Annotated in this window: 15 protein-coding genes; 3 read left to right on the forward strand and 12 right to left on the reverse strand. The window is 73.1% G+C overall.

Annotated elements, in window-relative coordinates; genetic code table 11:
* The 12 genes from ftsZ to mraZ all read right to left on the reverse strand — a co-directional run.
* Positions 1 to 1,082, reverse strand: a 1,082-nt coding sequence (ftsZ, locus tag QM572_RS18270; protein WP_415095405.1) for a cell division protein FtsZ, incomplete at its 3' end; no start/stop codon positions are given.
* Positions 1,083 to 1,304: 222 nt separating this feature from the next.
* Complete coding sequence (locus QM572_RS18275; protein WP_415095419.1) at positions 1,305 to 2,063, reverse strand: cell division protein FtsQ/DivIB; 759 nt, start codon at positions 2,061 to 2,063, stop codon at positions 1,305 to 1,307.
* Between the two features lie 2 nt (positions 2,064 to 2,065).
* A complete protein-coding gene (gene murC, locus QM572_RS18280; protein ID WP_415095406.1) occupies positions 2,066 to 3,481 on the reverse strand; it encodes a UDP-N-acetylmuramate--L-alanine ligase in 1,416 nt (471 codons plus the stop codon).
* On the reverse strand, positions 3,478 to 4,560 hold the full coding sequence (murG, locus tag QM572_RS18285; RefSeq protein ID WP_415095407.1) for an undecaprenyldiphospho-muramoylpentapeptide beta-N-acetylglucosaminyltransferase: 1,083 nt from the start codon (positions 4,558 to 4,560) through the stop codon (positions 3,478 to 3,480). The genes murC and murG overlap by 4 nt, the downstream gene beginning before the upstream one ends.
* 28 nt (positions 4,561 to 4,588) lie before the next feature.
* Positions 4,589 to 5,839 carry a putative lipid II flippase FtsW gene (gene ftsW / locus QM572_RS18290; RefSeq protein WP_415095408.1) on the reverse strand — a complete coding sequence of 417 codons (1,251 nt, stop codon included), beginning with the start codon at positions 5,837 to 5,839 and terminating at the stop codon, positions 4,589 to 4,591.
* 195 nt (positions 5,840 to 6,034) lie between these two features.
* A complete protein-coding gene (gene murD, locus QM572_RS18295; RefSeq protein ID WP_415095409.1) occupies positions 6,035 to 7,525 on the reverse strand; it encodes a UDP-N-acetylmuramoyl-L-alanine--D-glutamate ligase in 1,491 nt (496 codons plus the stop codon).
* 10 nt (positions 7,526 to 7,535) lie between these two features.
* A complete protein-coding gene (mraY, locus tag QM572_RS18300; protein WP_415095410.1) occupies positions 7,536 to 8,618 on the reverse strand; it encodes a phospho-N-acetylmuramoyl-pentapeptide-transferase in 1,083 nt (360 codons plus the stop codon).
* Positions 8,615 to 10,216: a UDP-N-acetylmuramoyl-L-alanyl-D-glutamate--2,6-diaminopimelate ligase gene (locus QM572_RS18305; protein WP_415095411.1), complete on the reverse strand. Its 1,602-nt coding sequence runs from the start codon at positions 10,214 to 10,216 to the stop codon at positions 8,615 to 8,617. The genes mraY and QM572_RS18305 overlap by 4 nt, the downstream gene beginning before the upstream one ends.
* 10 nt (positions 10,217 to 10,226) lie before the next feature.
* The gene (locus QM572_RS18310; RefSeq protein ID WP_415095412.1) at positions 10,227 to 11,987 is read right to left on the reverse strand and encodes a peptidoglycan D,D-transpeptidase FtsI family protein; all 1,761 of its coding nucleotides are present in this window, start codon (positions 11,985 to 11,987) and stop codon (positions 10,227 to 10,229) included.
* 69 nt (positions 11,988 to 12,056) lie between these two features.
* Complete coding sequence (locus QM572_RS18315) at positions 12,057 to 12,503, reverse strand: hypothetical protein (protein ID WP_415095413.1); 447 nt, start codon at positions 12,501 to 12,503, stop codon at positions 12,057 to 12,059.
* Between the two features lies 1 nt (position 12,504).
* Complete coding sequence (gene rsmH / locus QM572_RS18320) at positions 12,505 to 13,524, reverse strand: 16S rRNA (cytosine(1402)-N(4))-methyltransferase RsmH (protein ID WP_415095414.1); 1,020 nt, start codon at positions 13,522 to 13,524, stop codon at positions 12,505 to 12,507.
* A gap of 174 nt (positions 13,525 to 13,698) precedes the next feature.
* Entirely contained in the window at positions 13,699 to 14,127 is a 429-nt protein-coding gene (mraZ, locus tag QM572_RS18325; RefSeq protein WP_415095415.1) for a division/cell wall cluster transcriptional repressor MraZ, read from the reverse strand.
* 184 nt (positions 14,128 to 14,311) lie between these two features.
* Between mraZ and QM572_RS18330 the strand changes: the two genes are divergently transcribed.
* The 3 genes from QM572_RS18330 to QM572_RS18340 form a co-directional block, all read left to right on the forward strand.
* Positions 14,312 to 15,268, forward strand: a complete 957-nt coding sequence (locus QM572_RS18330; RefSeq protein WP_415095416.1) for an AAA family ATPase — start codon at positions 14,312 to 14,314, stop codon at positions 15,266 to 15,268.
* A 4-nt stretch (positions 15,269 to 15,272) separates the two neighbouring features.
* Positions 15,273 to 16,454, forward strand: a complete 1,182-nt coding sequence (locus tag QM572_RS18335; protein WP_415095417.1) for a DUF58 domain-containing protein — start codon at positions 15,273 to 15,275, stop codon at positions 16,452 to 16,454.
* On the forward strand, positions 16,447 to 18,235 hold a 1,789-nt coding region (locus QM572_RS18340; protein ID WP_415095418.1), incomplete at its 3' end, for a transglutaminase-like domain-containing protein. The genes QM572_RS18335 and QM572_RS18340, both read left to right, overlap by 8 nt.

Consider the following 18,235-nt stretch of genomic DNA (forward strand, 5'->3'; position numbering starts at 1 on the left):
GGAGCGTACGCCGGCGCCGGCTCGTGCCCCGGCGCCACCTGGCGGGCGGCGGCCCCGGCGGCGACCGCGTTGCGGGTCTCCTCCTGCGTCTGGGTGGGACGCCGCATCGCGGTGCCCTCGCCGATCTTCTTCGGCTCGCCGCCGTCGAAGCCGGCGGCGATGACGGTCACGCGGACCTCGTCGCCGAGGGCGTCGTCGATGGTGGCGCCGAAGATGATGTTGGCGTCGGGGTGGACGGCCTCGGCGACCAGGCCGGCGGCCTCGTTGATCTCCATGAGGCCGAGGTCCGAGCCGCCCGAGATGGAGAGCAGCACGCCGTGGGCACCGTCGATGCTCTCCTCGAGCAGCGGCGAGGAGACGGCGGCCTGGGCGGCGACGACCGTGCGGTCCTCGCCGCGGGCGGAGCCGATGCCCATGATCGCCGAGCCGGCGTTGGACATCACGGACTTCACGTCGGCGAAGTCGAGGTTGATCAGGCCCGGGGTGGTGATCAGGTCGGTGATGCCCGCGACGCCCTGGAGGAGCACCTGGTCGGCCTGGCGGAAGGCGTCCATCACGCTCACGTTGCGGTCGGAGATCGACAGCAGCCGGTCGTTGGGGATGACGATGAGGGTGTCGACCTCGGCGCGGAGGTTGTCGATGCCGTCCTCGGCCGACTTCGAGCGGCGCTTGCCCTCGAAGGCGAAGGGGCGGGTCACGACGCCGATGGTGAGCGCGCCGAGGCTGCGGGCGAGCTTGGCCACGACGGGCGCGCCGCCGGTGCCGGTGCCGCCGCCCTCGCCCGCGGTGACGAAGACCATGTCGGCGCCCTTGAGCACCTCCTCGATCTCCTCCGCGTGGTCCTCGGCGGCCTTCTTGCCGACCTCGGGGTTGGCGCCCGCGCCGAGGCCGCGGGTCAGCTCGCGGCCGATGTCGAGCTTGACGTCGGCGTCGCTCATGAGGAGCGCCTGCGCGTCGGTGTTGATGGCAATGAACTCCACGCCCTTGAGCCCGACCTCGATCATGCGGTTGACGGCGTTGACGCCGCCTCCCCCGATGCCGACGACCTTGATGATCGCCAGGTAGTTCTGTGCTGCTCCCACGGATCCGCCCCGTTCGTCTGGATGTCTGTGACTGTCGTGTTGCTGATGCCTGCCGTGCGGCTGTCTCAACCGTTACCCTCATCCTGAGGGTTATAGTTATGTCAACCTGCTGTTGGTGAAGACAGTAGGCAGCGCGGGCCGCGGATCGGCGCCGACACGCAGGCGCGTCGCGAACCGATGTCAGGCAATCCCCCACTCGGCGTGAGGAAAGGCCCCACTCGGCTATTTGGTGGTCGGCTGTCCCGGGACGGAGACGTCGTAGACGCTCGCGGGGTGGTCGAGGAGGGCGAGGAGCACCTGGGCCTTCTGGGCGGAGTCGGCGGAGCTCCCCCACTGCACGGTGCGGCCCTTGGTGAGGGCCAGGGAGATCTCGTCGACGGTGCGGACCTCGACGTGGTCGGTGATCTTGGCGATCTCGGGCGGCAGCGCGGCGACGACGCTCGCGGCCTCGCGGAGCGCCCGCTGGTCGGTGCCGGCGGGCGTCTCGACCAGCGGGAGGTCGCCGGGCGCCTTCTTGTAGGAGCCGAAGACGACGCCGTCCTTGTCCAGCGAGCGGAGCTTGCCGCCGATGTCGATGACCGCGATGGCGGTACGGGGCGTGATGTCGATGACCACCTGGTCGGGCCAGCGCCGCGACACCTCGACCGACTCGACGCCGGCGAGTGCGGCCACGCGGTCGTGGGCGCGCCCGATCTTGACCGACACCAGGGGCGTGCCGGTCTCGATGCCCGCGACGCGGCGCACCTTCGCCTCGGTCACGGTCGTCGCGCCCTGCACGACGACCGTCTTCACGGCGAGCACGGAGGAGAACCACAGCAGCCACACCCCCGTGCCGACCAGCGCGAGCACGACGACGACGGCGAGGATCGGCTTCCACTTCAGCCAGCGCCGGCGCCACTGGCGACGGGCGAAGCGGCGCTGGGTGCGACGCGCCTGCCGCTCGGCCTTGTCGCGTCGTCGGCGCAGCAGCCCCGGACGCATGGTCACGCACCGCCTCGCAGCGAGGCCAGCACGAGCGGGCCGACTCCGGTGACGGTGCCGGCGCCGAGGGTGAGGACGAGGTCGCCGGGTCGGGCCCGGCGTACGAGCTCGGCGGCGGCGTCCTCGAGACCGCGTACGGCGGCGACCCGGTCGGGCGGGAGCGGGACGGCCTCGACGACGAGGGCCGCGGTGACGTCGGGGTCGGGGTCCTCGCGCGCGAGGTAGATGTCGAGGACGACGACCTCGTCGGCGGCGCCGAGGGCCCGGCCCATCTCGGGCCCGAAGATGCGGGTGCGGGAGACCAGGTGCGGCTGGAAGGCCACGACGACGCGACCCTCGCCGGCGAGCGAGCGGGCGGCCTCGAGGTCGCCGGCGATCTCGGAGGGGTGGTGGGCGTAGGAGTCGTAGACGCGGATGCCACCGGCCTCGCCCTTGAGCTCCATCCGCCGGCGGGTGCCGCCGAACGACTCCAGGCCGCGGCGGAGGTCGTCGAAGGCGTAGCCGAGCCGGAGCCCGAGGGTGAGCGCGGCGAGGGCGTCGAGGACGTAGTGCCGCCCCGGGATCCGCAGCGTGACCCGGCCGAGCTCGGCGCCCCGGTCGATGACGGTGAAGGCGGAGGTCGACCCTTCGAGCACGATGTCGGTGGCGCGCACGTCGGCCTCGTCGGACGTGCCGACGCCGACGTAGGCCGGGCCGAGGCGGGTGGTCAGCTCGCGGAGCGCCGCGGCGCCGGGGTCATCGGCGATCGCGACGACGATGCCGTCGGTGTCGATCCGGTCGAGGAAGCTGGCGAACGCGTCGCGGTAGGCGGCCTCGGTCCCCCAGGTGTCGAGGTGGTCGGCCTCGACGTTGGTGATGATCGCGGCGTACGGGCGGTAGACGAGGAAGGCGCCGTCGGACTCGTCGGCCTCGGCGACGAAGAGGTCGCCGCCTCCCGCCGCGGCGTTGGTGCCGGTGGCGGTGAGCTCGCCCCCGATCGCGTACGTCGGGTCCGCGCCCGCCGCCTGGAGCGCGACGGTCAGCAGGCTGGTCGTGGTCGTCTTGCCGTGGGTGCCGGCGACGGCGAGTACCCGCTTGCCCCGCATGACGCTGCCGAGCCCGGCACTGCGTGGCAGCAGCGTGAGCCCCGCCTCCTGGGCGCCGACCACCTCGACGTTGTCCTCCCGCACGGCGGTGGAGACGACGAGCGTGTCGGCGCCCTCGACATGGGACGGGTCGTGGCCGACGTGGACCGTCGCCCCGAGCTCGCGCAGCTTGTCGAGCACGTCGGAGTCGGCGCCGTCGCTGCCGGAGACGGCGATCCCGCGGGCGAGCATGATCCGCGCGATCGCCGAGAGCCCGGCTCCGCCGATGCCGACAAAGTGGACGTGGCCGAGCTCCTCGGCTGCGGGGATCGGGTCCGGGACGGGGATCCTCATGAGCCGCTTCGGCCCGCGTCGAGGATGATCCGGGCGAGCTTCTCGTCGGCGTCGGCCGGGACGAGCGCCGAGGCCATCGCGCCCATGGCCGCGAGCCGGGCGGAGTCGCCGGCCAGGGCGGGGACGGTCGCGGCGATCCACTCGGGGGTGAAGGCGGCGTCGGAGACGAGCAGCGCTCCCCCGGCCTCGACGACCGGCCGCGCGTTGAGCTCCTGCTCGCCGTTGCCGTGCGGCAGCGGCACGAAGACCGCGGGCACGCCGACCGCCGCGGCCTCGACGACACTCGACGCCCCGGCGCGGCAGACCATGAGGTCCGCGGCGGCGAGCGCGAGGTCCATCCGGTCGACGTAGTGCTCGACGTGGTAGCCCTCGCCGGGCGAGTCCAGGTCGTTCTTCGGGCCGATGACGTGCAGCACCTGGACCCCGGCGTCGCGCAGCGCCGGCCAGGCGCCGAGGACGGACTCGTTGAGCCTGCGGGCGCCCTGCGAGCCGCCCGTGACGACCAGCGTGGGGCGCTCGGGGTCGAGGCCGAAGTGCGCGCGGGCCTGGTCCCGCAGAGCCGCGCGGTCGAGGGTGGAGATCATCCGGCGGATGGGCAGGCCGACGTACTCCGCCCGCGGGAGGGGGGTGTCGGGGAAGCTCACCGCGACCCGGCCCCGCCGGCCGGCGACCCGCGCGCCGACCTTGTTGGCCAGTCCGGGCAGGGCGTTCTGCTCGTGGATGACGATCGGGAGGCGTCGCCGCCTCGCCGCGAGGTACGCCGGGAGGCTGACGTAGCCGCCGTAGCCGACGACCACGTCGGGGCCGATCCGGTCGATCACCTCGCCCGCCGCCCTGACCGCGCCGCGCAGGTTGGCCGGCACCCGGAACAGCTCGGCGGTGAGCCGGCGCGGCAGCGGGACCGGAGGGATCAGCTCGAGCGGGTAGCCGGCCTCGGGAACGACCCGGGTCTCCAGGCCGCGTGCGGTGCCGAGGCAGGTGATCTCGGCGTCGGGCGCCAGCCGCCGCAGCGCGTCCGCGGTGGCGAGCAGGGGCGAGGTGTGGCCGGCGGTGCCGCCGCCGGCGAGGAGGACCTTCATCAGTGCGACCCTATCGATGGCGGAGCCGTCAGCGAGTGACGGAGAGGCCGGCGGAGCGCTGCTTGCGGCGTGCGGCGAGGGCTCGCGCCGCCTCGGGCTCGCGGCGCGCGAAGCCGATGACCAGGCCGAGGGCGACGAGCGAGGGAACGAGCGCGGAGCCGCCGTAGGAGACGAGGGGCAGGGGGATGCCGATCACCGGCAGGACCGCCAGCACCATGCCAATGTTGATGATCATCTGGCCGATCAGCCACACCACGACGCCGAAGGTGACGTAGCGGACGAACGGGTCCTCGGTGCGGCGCGCGACCCGCACGGCGGCGAAGGCGATGGTGAGGAAGAGGCCGATGACCAGCAGGGTGCCGATCAGGCCGAGCTCCTCGCCGAGCACGGCGTAGATGAAGTCGGTGTAGGCCTCGGGGAGGCTGCCCCACTTCTGCTGCGACGCGCCGATGCCCTCGCCGAACCAGCCGCCGGAGCTGAGCGCGTAGAGCCCGTGGCCCTGCTGCCAGCCGGTGCCGTGGAAGTCCTTGAAGGGGTCGCCGAAGTTGGCCAGTCGTGCGACGCGGGTCGGGCTCACCACGGCCAGGGCGCCGACGCCGACGCCACCGAGGAGGGCGAAGAGGCCGAAGGTCCGCAGCGGCAGTCCCACGACCCAGAGCAGGCCGCCGGCGATGGCCGCGAAGACCAGGCCGGTGCCGAGGTCGTTGCCCGCCATGACCAGCCCGAAGGCGAGCAGCATCCCCGGCAGGAACGGGATCAGCATCTGCTGCTGGGAGTGCAGCCGGCGCTCCTTGTTGGCGAAGATGTTGGCCGCCCAGATCACGATCGCGAGCTTCGCGATCTCCGAGGGCTGGATCTGGAACGGCCCGATGCCGAGCCAGTTCTGGTTGCCGTTGACCTCGTGGCCGGCCTTGATCGTGAGGCCGAGCAGGACGAGCGAGACGGTGAAGGCCGGATAGGCGAAGCCGCGGACGACCTTGATCGGCAGCCTGCTCGCGAGGAACGCGGCGGGCAGCCCGAGGGCGACCCACATCAGCTGCCGCTCGACCACCGCGTAGGAGTTGCCGCTGTGCTTGAAGCTGGAGACGCTCGAGGCGCTGAGCACCATGATCAGGCCGATCGTGAGCAGCAGGGCGCTGGCGACCAGCAGCAGGTAGTAGTTGGTCAGCGGCCGGTCCATGGCCTCGGCGAGCGCCCGCACCCATGGCAGCCGCTTGAGGCCGCCCCTCAGGCGCAGCGGCGGGCGGATCGCGGTCTCGTCGGTGCTCGCCGTCGTCACCCGCTCGTCCCCCTGCCTCTGGCTCGCCGTCGCTCGCGGCGTCGTCCCATCAGTCTCACGGGTCACAGCCACGACGTCGGGGACCTCGGCTGCGTGTCGCCCAACCAGCTGTGGGCCGCCCTCGCCGACGACGCACCGCGGTCGGCGGATCTGAGGCACGACGTCATCGTGGGCGGAGAGGCTCGCTGACCCCCGCTACTGCCGTTCGATGTGCTCCCGCACCGCCTGGGCGAAGGCCTCGCCCCGGGCTGCGTAGTCGCGGAACTGGTCCATCGAGGCACATCCCGGGGCGAGCAGCACGGTGTCACCGGGCTGCGCGAACCGGGCGGCGGCCTCGACGACCGCCCGCATCACCGGCACACCGGTCCCGCCGGTGCCGGCCTCGACCACCGGGACGTCGGGCGCGTGTCGCGCGAGGGCGTCGGCGATGACTCCGCGGTCCGCCCCCGTGAGCACGACGGCCCGCAGCCGGTCCCGGACCGCGAGGACGAGATCGTCGAAGCGCGCGCCCTTCGCGAGCCCGCCGGCCACCCACACGACCGGGTCGTAGGCGAGCAGGCTGGACTTCGCGGCGTGCGGGTTGGTGGCCTTCGAGTCGTCGACCCAGGTGAGGCCCTGGTGCTCGGCGACGACCTCGATCCGGTGCCCCCCGGGGCGGAAGGCGCGCAGGCCGTCGCGGACCGCCGCCTGGCTGATGCCGTGTGCGCGCGCCAGGGCCGCCGCGGCCAGCGCGTTGGCGACGAAGTGGGGGGCGTCCGAGGCCAGGTCGGCGACCGTGCAGAGCTCGGCCGCGCTCGACTGGCGCTCCTCGATGAAGGCCCGGTCGACGAGGATGTCCTCGACCACGCCGAGCATCCCGACACCGGGCATGCCCAGGGTGAAGCCGATGCCCCGGGCGCCCTCGGCGACCTCGGCCTCCTCGACCAGGAGGCGGGTCGCCGGATCGGCCACGTTGTAGACGCACGCGGCGCGGACGCCCTCGTAGATCCGGCCCTTGTCCGCCGCGTAGCCGACCATGCCGGAGGGGGTGCCGTCCGCGCCGTCGTACCAGTCCAGGTGGTCCTCGGCGAGGTTGAGCACCGCGGCCGACTCGGCGCGCATCGAGTGGGTGTAGTGGAGCTGGAAGCTGGAGAGCTCGACCGCGAACACGTCGTGGGGCGTCGGGTCCATCACCGCCTCGACGAGGGGCCGCCCGACGTTGCCGACCGCCGCGCTGCGCAGGCCCGCCGTGCGCAGGATGGCGTCGAGCATCTCGGTCGTCGTGGTCTTGCCGTTGGTGCCCGTGATCGCCAGCCAGGGCGCCGGCCGGCCCTCGGGGCCGGGGTCGCGCAGCCGCCAGGCCAGCTCGACCTCGCCCCAGATCGGGATGCCTCGCTGCCGCGCCTGGGCGAGGAGCGGCGAGCCGGGTCGCCAGCCGGGGCTGGTGACGACGACGTCGACGTCGTCCGGCAGCTGCTGGGTCGCGCCGGGCTCCAGCCGGATCGTCGCGCCCAGCTGCTCGAGCAGGCCGGCGCGCTCGGCCCGGTCGGCGCCGCCGGCCTCGCCTGCCCTCTCGTCGAGCGCGGTGACCTCGGCGCCGAGGAAGAGGAGGTTGTCGGCCGCGGCCGCCCCGGAGACGCCGAAGCCCGCCACCACGGCGCGCACGCCCTCCCAGGAGTCGTGCCGACCGAGGCTCTCGGGGCTCATCAGCGTCCCATCAGTTGCCGGCCACCCACTCGGCGTAGAAGATCCCGACGCCGGCGGCGACGCACAGGCCCGTGATGATCCAGAACCGGATCACGACGGTCACCTGCTCCCAGCCGAGCATCTCGAAGTGGTGGTGGATGGGAGCCATCCGGAAGAGCCGCCTGCCCGGCCGGCCGTTGCGCTTGGTCGCCTTGAACCAGCCGACCTGGAGCATGACCGAGAGGGTCTCGATGACGAAGAGGCCGCCGAGCAGGACGAGCAGGAGCTCGGTGCGGCTCAGCACGGCGAAGCCGGCCAGGGCCGCGCCGAGCGCCAGCGAGCCGGTGTCGCCCATGAAGATCCGGGCGGGGCTGGCGTTCCACCACAGGAAGCCGACGCAGGCGCCGGTGATGCAGGCGGCGATGACGGCGAGGTCGAGCGGGTCGCGGACGAGATAGCAGCGGGCGTTGACCGTGGCGCCGCAGGACTGGTTGGACTGCCAGATCGCGACGATCGTGTAGGCGGCGAAGACCAGTCCGCTGGCGCCGGTCGCGAGCCCGTCGAGGCCGTCGGTGAGATTGACCGCGTTGCTGAACCCGGTGACCAGCAGCCAGATGAGCGCGATCACCACGACCGTCGGCAGCGTCCAGCCCCAGTCGCGGAGGAAGGAGATCTGGTGGCTCGCGGGACCGCGGTCGCGGTTGTCGTTGAACCTGCTCCACAGCGCGAGCACGCCGAAGACGACCGCCACCACCGTCTGGCCGATGAACTTGGCGCGGGAGCGCAGGCCGAGGCTGCGCTGCCGGAAGATCTTGATGAAGTCGTCGAGGAATCCCACGAGCGCGGTGCCGACGAAGAGGAACAGCAGCAGCCAGGCGCTGGCGCTCGGGGCGATGCCCGTGGCGAGTCGCGCGACGCCGTACCCGACGAGGGTCGCGAGCACGATGACCACGCCGCCCATCGTCGGCGTCCCGCGCTTGGACAGGTGGGTGGTGGGGCCGTCCTCGCGGATCTCCTGCCCGTAGCCGAGCTTGGTGAACTGCGCGATGGCGATGCGGGTCCCGAGAAGGGAGATCAGCAGCGCGAGGCCGCCGCCCAGGAGGATCGCTCTCATAGCGGGTCCATCTTGTCAGTTCCGGGCGCGTGGGCGTCGGCGGCTCGCTGTCGCAGGGCCTCGCGGGCCACGTCGCGGTCGTCGAACGGATGGATCTCCCCCGCGATCTCCTGGCCCGTCTCGTGCCCCTTGCCGGCGATGAGCACGATGTCGCCGGCGGCCGCCTCGGCGACGGCGGTGGCGATGGCCGCGCTGCGGTCCCCGATGTCGCGTACGTCGGCACTCCCCCCTCCCGCCTGGGCGGCCCCGGCCAGCACCTGCGCGCGGATCGCGGCCGGCTCCTCGCTGCGCGGGTTGTCGTCGGTCACGATGACGAGGTCGGCCAGCCGGGCGGCGATCTCCCCCATGATCGGGCGCTTGCCCTGGTCCCGGTCGCCGCCGGCGCCGAGGACGACGATCACCCGGCCGTCGGTGAGCGGGCGGAGCGTCCGGATCGCGGCCTCGACCGCGTCGGGCTTGTGGGCGTAGTCGACGACGACGGTGAGGTCCTGGTCGCCCGGTCCCGCGGAGACCCGCTCGAGCCGGCCGGGCACGCCCCGGCTGGTCGCGATCCCCTGCGCGACCCGGCGTGGGTCGAGGCCCGCCTCCCCCGCCGCGGCGATGGCCGCCAGCGTGTTGGCCACGTTGAAGTCGCCCGGCAGCGGGCAGCGCGCCTCGATCCGCTCGCCGTGGGGGCCGAGCACGGTGAACGTCGAGCCCTCGGGCCCGAGCGCGACGTCGTGCGCCTGCCAGTCGGCCTCGCGGGCCTCGGGGTGCGTCGTCATCGTCGCGATCGGGATGCGCGCCTCGCTCGCGAGCCGGCGGCCGTGCTCGTCGTCGACGTTGACCACGCCGCGCCTCGCCCGCTCGGGCGTGAAGAGCGAGGCCTTGGCCAGGTAGTACTCCTCGACGCCAGCGTGGAAGTCGAGGTGGTCGCGGCCGAGGTTGAGGAACACGGCGGCGTCGAAGACGACGCCGTCGACGCGACCGAGGACCAGGGCGTGGCTGGAGACCTCCATCGCGCAGGCCTGCACCCGGTTCTCGGCCATCAGCGCGAAGAGCGCGTGCAGGTCCGGCGCCTCGGGCGTGGTGAGGCTGGTCTTCACGTCGCGGCCGGCGATGCGGGTGCCGACCGTGCCGATCGCGCCCGCCGTCGTACCGGACCTCTGGAGGCCCGCCTCCAGCAGCCGGGTCGTGGTCGTCTTGCCCTGGGTTCCGGTCACGCCGATCAGCGTCAGACGGGCGGCCGGGTCGCCGTAGACCCGCGCGCTCAGCGCGCCGAGCGCGCCGCGCGGGTCGTCGGCGACGATGACCGGGACGCTCGCCGGCAGCGGGGAGCCGGACGTGATCCTCGCCGCCCCGACGGCGTCGGTCAGGACCGCCACCGCGCCCGCCTCGATCGCGTCCGGCGCGAACTCGATGCCGTGCACGCGTGCGCCCGGCAGCGCGGCGTAGAGGTCGCCCGGCAGCACCCGCTGCGAGCTCAGCGAGACGCCCGTGACGGTCGCGCCCGGGTCGCCGACGAGGCGCATTCCGGCGCCCACCAGCTCCCCCACGGAGGTCCGCGGCGGCCGCTGCGGCCGCGCCGCGGCGACGGCGGCACGGTCAGGAACAGGCATGGCGCGCAGGCTAGTAGGTGAGCGCGCCCTTGCCCCACTCGACCGGGAGGTGGGAGGCCTTGGTGCCGGTGGGGGCGACGCCGTAGCGGCGGAGCAGGAAGGTCATGATCTTGGAGAAGACCGGTCCGGCGTTCGTGCCGCCGCCCTTGTTGGACTTGGGGTTCTTGATCACGACGTAGACGGTGAAGCGGGGGTCGTCGGCGGGGGCGAAGCCGCCGAAGGAGACGGCCAGGGTGCCGTCGTACGTGCCGTTCTTGCCGACCTCCTGCGCGGTGCCGGTCTTGCCGGCGACGCGGTAGCCCGCGACCTGGGCGAGCTTGGCGGTGCCGGTGGCGGGGTCGACGACGCGCTCCATCATCTGCATCATCTGGGTCGCGGCCTCCTGGCTCACGACCCGCTCGCTGGTGGCGTGGTCGGTGCCGACGCTCTGCCCGGAGTCGTTGGTCGCCGAGCCCTTGATCAGGGACGGGGAGATCCGCACGCCGCCGTTGGCGATGGTGTTGACGGCCGCGGCCATCTGGACGGCGTTGACGGAGACCGACTGGCCGAAGTCGACGCGGTCCTCGACCTGGTCGGTCCAGGCGGAGCCGGAGGGCAGGATGCCGGCGGACTCGCCGGAGAGCCCGAGGCCGGTCTTCTGGCCGAGGCCGAACTTCTCGAGGTAGCCGCGCAGCTGACCCTGCTCGAACTTGTCGGCGGCGAGGACGGTGCCGATGTTGGAGGACTGCGCGATGACGCCGGCGAGCGTCCACTTCTTGGTCGGGTGGTCGAACCAGTCGTGGATGACCCGGTCCTGGCGCGACAGCGAGTTGGGCACGGTCAGCTTGGTCCGGTTGGTGACCTTGCCGGCATCGATCAGCGCCGACAGGGTCAGGACCTTCTCCACCGAGCCGGGCTCGTAGACGTCGGACAGCGACCGGGCGCCGAGGTCCTCCTTCTTCGCCGCCTTCGGGTCGTTGGCGTCGTACGTCGGCCAGTCGGAGAGGGCGAGGATCTCCCCTGTCTTGCTGTCCATCGCGATGGCGACCGCGGAGTCCGCTCCGGTCGAGGAGGCCTGCTCGGCGAGCACCTTGTCGACGTACCACTGCACGTCGCGGTCGATCGTGGTGGTGAGGTCGGCGCCGTTGGTCGGGCTGACGGTCGAGCTCTCCCCGAGCGGGATGCGGGTGGACCCGGCCATCTCGTAGGTCGCCGATCCGTCCTCGCCGGCGAGGGTCTCGTCGAAGGAGCGCTCGAGGCCGCCGAGCGACTCGTCGGTGCCGACGAAGCCGGTGATGTTGGCCGCGAGGTCGCCGCCGGGATACTCCCGGATCGGGTCGCGCTCGGTGGTGAGCCCCTTGAAGCCGAGCTCGGTCGCCTGCTGCACCGCCTCGGTGGCGAGGGTCGCGGGCACCCGCCGGGCGACGTACTCGTAGCGCGAGGTCGACTTGCTGCCCTTGAGCGCCTTGAGCGCCGTGAAGTAGTCGATGTCGAGCTTGTTGGAGAGCAGCTTCGCGATCTGCTTCGCCTGCGCACGAGTCTGCTCCGGGTCGGCGATCACCATGAGGCCGTCGACGGAGTCGGCGAGCGGCTCGCCGTTGCGGTCGAGGATGTCGCCGCGGGTCGCGGGCAGGAGGACCGTCTGCAGGTCGGCGGCACGTGCCGCGGCGGCGTAGGCGTGCGGGTCGAAGCCCTGCAGCTGGATCAGCCGCGCGGCGAAGAACGAGAGCACGATCGCGATGGCGACGAACCCGATCCGGAGCCGTACGTGCGGTGCCCCGCGTCCCCTCATCGCCACCTCGTCAGTCTCCTAGAAAGCTCGCGCCGAATCGTGCTGCCGCACCGCGTGTCTCGGATGCGGCTAGTTGAAGGTGGGCTTGCGGACCTTCACCCACAGCGGCGGGGTGTAGGTGCCGTCGGCGGCTGCCGCGGAGCCGAGGACCTTGCCGGTGTCGACCTGGAGCATGGCGACGCTCGCGGGGATGACCATCCCCTGCTTCGCGGCGGCCGCGGCGACGTTCTGCGGGTCGCGCAGGCCCTCGAGCTGCATCTCCAGCGCCTGCTGGCGGGCGGCGAGCGTGGTCGCCTGCTTCTCCAGCCGCGCCTGGGTGAAGGAGGCGGCCTGCATCGAGGTGTTGAACATGAGCAGCGCGACGACGCCGCCCACGAGGATCAGGCTGACGAGCAGCACGAAGGGCAGCCCCGAGGTGCGGACCCGGCGACGCGGGACGACACGGAGCCGGGCGCGCTCGAGGGCACCGGGCTCCAGCCACGGAAGGCGGCGTGCGGCGGCAGTTGCGTTGGACATGTCAGGCACCTCGCGACGGGGAAGAGGAGGACGGGGGGCGGACTCGTTCGATCGCGCGCAGCCGGACCGAGGCGGCGCGGGGATTGTGGGCGGACTCGGCCTCGTCGGCCTGCTCGGCGCCGCGGACGACGAGCCGGAACTCCGGCTCCATCCCGGCGGGGATGAACGGCAGGTCCGGCGGCACGTCGAGCCGGGAGGCCTGGGCGAAGGCCTGCTTGACCAGCCGGTCCTCGAGCGAGTGATAGGACTCGACGACCACCCGGCCGCCCACGGCGATCGCCCGGAGGCTGGCGGGGATGGCGCGGCGCAGGACGCCGAGCTCGTCGTTGACCTCCATGCGCAGGGCCTGGAAGGTGCGCTTGGCGGGGTGGCCCCCCGTACGCCGGGCGGGGGCGGGGATCACGGCGTAGAGCAGCTCCACGAGCGGACCGCTCGTCGTCCACGGCGCGCTGTCCCGGCGGGCGACGATGGCCCGGGCGATCCTGGGCGCGAACCGCTCCTCGCCGTACTCCCGCAGCACGCGGGTCAGCTCGGGGACGTCGTAGGAGTTGAGCACGTCGGCCGCCGTCTGACCGGTGGTGTCGTCCATCCGCATGTCGAGCGGGGCGTCCTCGGCGTACATGAAGCCGCGCTCGCGCAGGTCGAGCTGCATCGAGGAGACGCCGAGGTCGAACAGGATCGCGTCCACACTGGTGGCGCCGTCGCGGCTCTCCGCTATCACCTCGGGCAGCTCGTCGTAGACGGCGTGCACGCCCGTGAACCGCGCCCCGTACGCCGCCAGCCGCTCCCCCGCGAGGGCGAGGGCGTGCGGGTCGCGATCGATGCCGATGACGCTGGTGGTCGGGATCCGCTCGAGGACCGCCTCGCTGTGACCGCCGAGGCCCAGCGTGCAGTCGACCATCACCGCGCCCTCGTGGGCGAGCGCCGGCTCGAGGAGCTCGACGCACCGGTCGAGGAGGACGGGGACGTGCCGGGGGTCTCCCCCGCCTCGCGTCACCGCGCCCTGACCGCCCGCGTCCATCTCGATCGTGCCCTCGACCCTTGCTCTCGACCCTGCATCGCCTTGCTTGAAATGCGTCGCGGCTCTTGTAGGACCAGGTCTCATGCCCGCCTCCGGGGAAGGAATCAGCAACCGGGGAAGTGATCGCTGATTCGTGGAGTCGGGTCTGAGACCTCGCCCTGCAAGAGCCGCTGTTCAGTTGGTGGTGCTGTCCTCGTCCAGCTCGGCGAACTTCGCCTGGGCGCCCGCGTTGTACTCGCTCCAGCGCTTCGGGTCCCAGATCTCGACGCGGTCCATGACGCCGAGGACGACCACGTCCCTGTCGAGGCCCGCATAGGCCCGCAGGAGCGGCGAGATGCCGATCCGGCCCTGCTTGTCGGGCACGCCCGGCTCGGCGCCGCCGAACAGGACGCGGGCGTAGTCGCGAGCGCCCCGATTGGTCATCGGGGTCTGCTGCGCGCGCTGCGCCTCGGCCATGAAGACGTCCTCGGGCCACACGACCAGGCAGTTCTCCTGACCCTGCGTCACGACGACCCCCTCACTCAGCCGATCCCTGAATCTCGCCGGGAGGAAGAGGCGTCCCTTGTCGTCGAGCTTCGGGGTGTAGGTGCCCATGAAGAACATCTGGGCACCCCCTTCGGCTCCACCTCAGTGGCCTCGTCCTCCACTTTGCCCCACACTACCCCACTTTCCCCCACTCACAACCACCATTCCCCCCTTTTTCACCACGCGCCACCACGCGCCGGCGCACGGGCCCGCGACGCCCGGATCCGGCCCTGGCCCTTCGGCCGCGCGGTAGCGTTCGGGCGTGACGGAACTCGACACGCTCACCGACGTCGCGTCGGTGGCACAGCGCCTGCGCACCAACATCGGCCGGGTCATCGAGGGCAAGCCGGACGTGGTGGAGACCGCGCTCGTCGTACTCCTGGCCGAGGGCCACCTGCTCATCGAGGACGTGCCCGGCGTCGGCAAGACCCAGCTCGCCAAGGCACTCGCCCGCTCGATCGACGGGACCGTGCGGCGCATCCAGTTCACGCCGGACCTGCTGCCCTCGGACGTGACCGGGGTGTCGATCTTCAACCAGGACACCCGCGAGTTCGAGTTCCGCCCGGGCGGGGTCTTCGCCCACGTCGTCATCGGCGACGAGATCAACCGCGCCTCCCCCAAGACCCAGTCCGCGCTGCTGGAGTGCCTCGAGGAGCGACAGGTCACCGTCGACGCGACCACCTACCCCCTCGAGGCGCCGTTCCTGGTGATCGCGACCCAGAACCCCGTCGAGATGGAGGGCACCTACCCCCTTCCCGAGGCGCAGCGCGACCGCTTCATGGCGCGCGTCTCGATCGGCTACCCGGCGGTCGAGGCCGAGCTCGCGATGCTCGCCCACCACGCCGCGGCCAACCCGCTCGACAGCCTCACGCCGGTCACCTCGGTCCAGGAGGTCCGCGCGCTCATCGCGACGGTCGCCGCCGTCCACGTCTCCGAGGCCGTCCGCCGGTACGCCGTCCTCCTGACGTCCGCCACCCGGACCCATCCGGACCTGGATCTCGGGGCCTCGCCGCGCGCGACGCTCCACCTCGTCCGCGCCGCCAAGGCGGCCGCCTCCCTCCAGGGCCGCGACTACGTCATCCCCGACGACATCGCCGCCTGGGCGCGGCCCGTGCTCTCCCACCGCCTGATGCCGACGGTGCAGGCCTCCCTGGCCGGCCGGACCGCGGAGCAGGCGCTCGACCGGATCATCGAGACCACCGCCGTACCCCGCGGCTGACGCCATGCTCGCCTCGCTCACCGTCCGCGGCCGCGCGCTGCTGGTGGGCGGCCTCGTGGCCGTCGTCGCGGCGGTGCTCTCCGCGCAGCCGCTCCTGCTGAGCGCAGGAGTCCTCGGACTCGTCCTCCCGGTGCTCGCGATCGCGCTCGCGGGCCGGAGGGCCGACCCGTCCTCGGTGACGCGGGTCCTCGCGAGCGGGGTGGTGCCGGCGGGCTCGGCGGTGCAGGTGCGGGCGCAGGTCTCGGCCGACACCCCGGCGGTGCTCCAGTGGGAGGAGCAGCTGCCCTGGGCCCTCGGCCCGCGGCCGCGGATCGTGACGACGGGCCGGGAGCACCGCCACTACGACTACCGGGTCAGCCCTCCGCACCGGGGGCGCTTCACCATCGGCCCCACGACGGTGCGGCGCGGCGACCCGTTCGGGCTGGTGGAGCGCCGGTGGAGTGCCGGTGGGGAGACGGACCTGCTGGTCACCCCGGCGACGGTCGCGCTGCCGACGATCGGGCTCGGCGGGGCGATGTCGGCCTCGGGCGACCAGCGGCCGCGGACCTTCTCCTCGGGCAGCGCGGAGGACGTCACCGTGCGCGACTACCGCCGCGGGGACGACCTCCGCCGGGTGCACTGGCGCAGCACCGCGCGCGTCGGCGAGCTCATGGTGCGCCGCGAGGAGCAGCCGTGGCAGGCCCGCGCCACCGTCATCCTCGACCACCGCGCGGCGACCCATCGGGGGGCGGGCGTCGCCTCCTCCTTCGAGACCGCCGTCGAGGCGACCGCCTCGATCTGCGCCCACCTGATCGGCCTGGGCTTCACCGTGCGACTGGTCTCGGCGTCCCAGGTCCTCGTGCCGGGCGCGGTCGTGAGCGGCCCGCTCCTCGAAGCGCTGGCCGAGATCGAGCCCACCCCCGCCCGCGTCGTCGACCCGCGGGCCCTCGCCGAGCAGACCGCCCTGTCGGTGGCCGTCGTCGGCGGCGGCACGGCCGAGGGGCTCGACGGCCTGCGGCGCGCCCGGATCCAGTCCGGCATGGGCCTGGCCCTCGTCCTCGACGCCGGCCAGTGGGGAGCCGAGCGACCCAGCCACGCCGAGGACACCGCCGCCCTCCTGCGCCAGGCCGGGTGGCGTACGACGACGCTCGGCCGCTCCGACGCCCTCGAGGCGGCCTGGGTCGCCCTCGGGAGCAGCCGTGGGTGAGCTGGTCCGCCGCTCGAGCCGGTCCGCCGTCGCCACGCTCGTGGCGGGGCTGACCGCGTGGACGGCGACGCTGTCGTGGCAGGTGCTCGCCCTCGACCAGGCGCCGTGGATCCGGGGGTCGGCGGTGCTGCTGGCGGTCGTCGTCGTGACCGGGGCCCTGGCCCGGGTGTGGCTCGGTGCCCTGCTCACGCTGACCGCACAGCTCCTCGCCGGGCTCGCCACCCTCAGCTGGCAGCTCAGCGGAGGCCCGGTCCCCGTCGGCGGCCGGATGGGCCTGCTCGTCCAGGAGTTCCACGACGCGGTCGAGCTCTCCCTGCACGTGCGCCCCCCGGCCCCGGTCGCGGGCGGGGTGCTGCCGCTGCTGCTCGCCGGGACCCTGCTGGCCCTGCTGGTCATCGACCTGCTCGCCGTCGGGCTGGGGCGGCCGGCGCTCGCGGGCGTGGGGGTCGTCGGGATCTGGGTGGTGACGTTCTGGAACGGGCCGGTCACGCCGCCGTGGTGGCAGGTCGCGGCCCCGGCGGCCGGGCTGTGCCTGCTGCTCCTGCTGCAGCACCACGCCACGCTGGCGCGCTGGGGTGGCGGATTCGCCCGGCGGTTCGCGATCACCGGGCTGGGGGTCGGGGCCGTGGCCGTGGCGGCCGCGGTCGTCGTACCCATGCTGGTGCACGCCGAGGAGTTCGACACCTTCGACTTCGGCAGCGGCTCCGGCCGAGGCGGCGGCCTGAGCGTCACCAACCCGATGGTCGACATGCAGGGCCAGCTGACGCAGGGAGCCGACGAGGACCTGCTGGAGGTGACGACCGACGACCCGTCGCCGTCCTACCTCCGGCTCACCGTGCTCACGCAGTTCCGCGACAGCCAGTGGACGCCGGGGGATCGCAGCGTGCCGTCCACCCACACCGCCTCCGGGGCCATGCCGGCCCTCACCGGTGTGGACGACGCGCTGCCGCGGACGACCTACGACTACCGCGTGCACGCCACCCGGGCACTCACCTCGACGTGGCTCCCGACCCAGGCTCCGATCACGAGCATCGTCGCCGACGGCGACTGGCGCTACGACGCGACCACGATGGACTTCCTGGCCGCCGACGACGGGCTCAGCACGCGGAACGCCACCTGGCGGATGACCGGCGCCACGCTCGACCTGACGTCGCAGCAGCTCCTCGACATGGGCACCTCCACGGTCGTCGGCTCCCGCTTCGTCGACCTGCCCGCCGACTTCCCCGACGAGGTCACCGAGATGGCCGAGCAGCTCACCGCGGCCGCCCGTACGCCGTTCGCGAAGGCCGTCGCCCTGCAGCGGTGGTTCCGCAGCGGCGGCGGGTTCGTCTACGACACCTCCGTCGACCTCGGCAACGGGGTCGACGACCTGGTGACGTTCCTCTCCGACGAGGCGAACGGGCGGCGCGGCTTCTGCCAGCAGTTCGCCTCGGCGATGGCCGCGATGGCGCGCTCGCTGGGCATCCCGGCCCGGGTGGCGGTCGGCTTCCTGCGCCCCGAGCACACCGGGACCGACACCTGGGTCTACTCCACGCACGACCTGCACGCCTGGCCCGAGCTCTACTTCCAGGGCGCCGGCTGGGTGCGGTTCGAGCCGACGCCAGCCGCCCGTGCGGCGACCGTGCCCGACTACACCGAGGAGGTCGACGAGCAGGATCCGGCCGACGCGCCCTCGGCCTCCCCGACCACGGCCCCCACCCAGGAGCCGGTGGAGCCGAGCCAGCGGCCGCGCGACGACGAGTCGCCGGCAGCCGCCGGCGCCCAGGAGTCCCACGCCGGCC

Origin of the sequence: Nocardioides sp. (assembly GCF_047607365.1) — a bacterium.
GTDB lineage: Bacteria > Actinomycetota > Actinomycetes > Propionibacteriales > Nocardioidaceae > Nocardioides.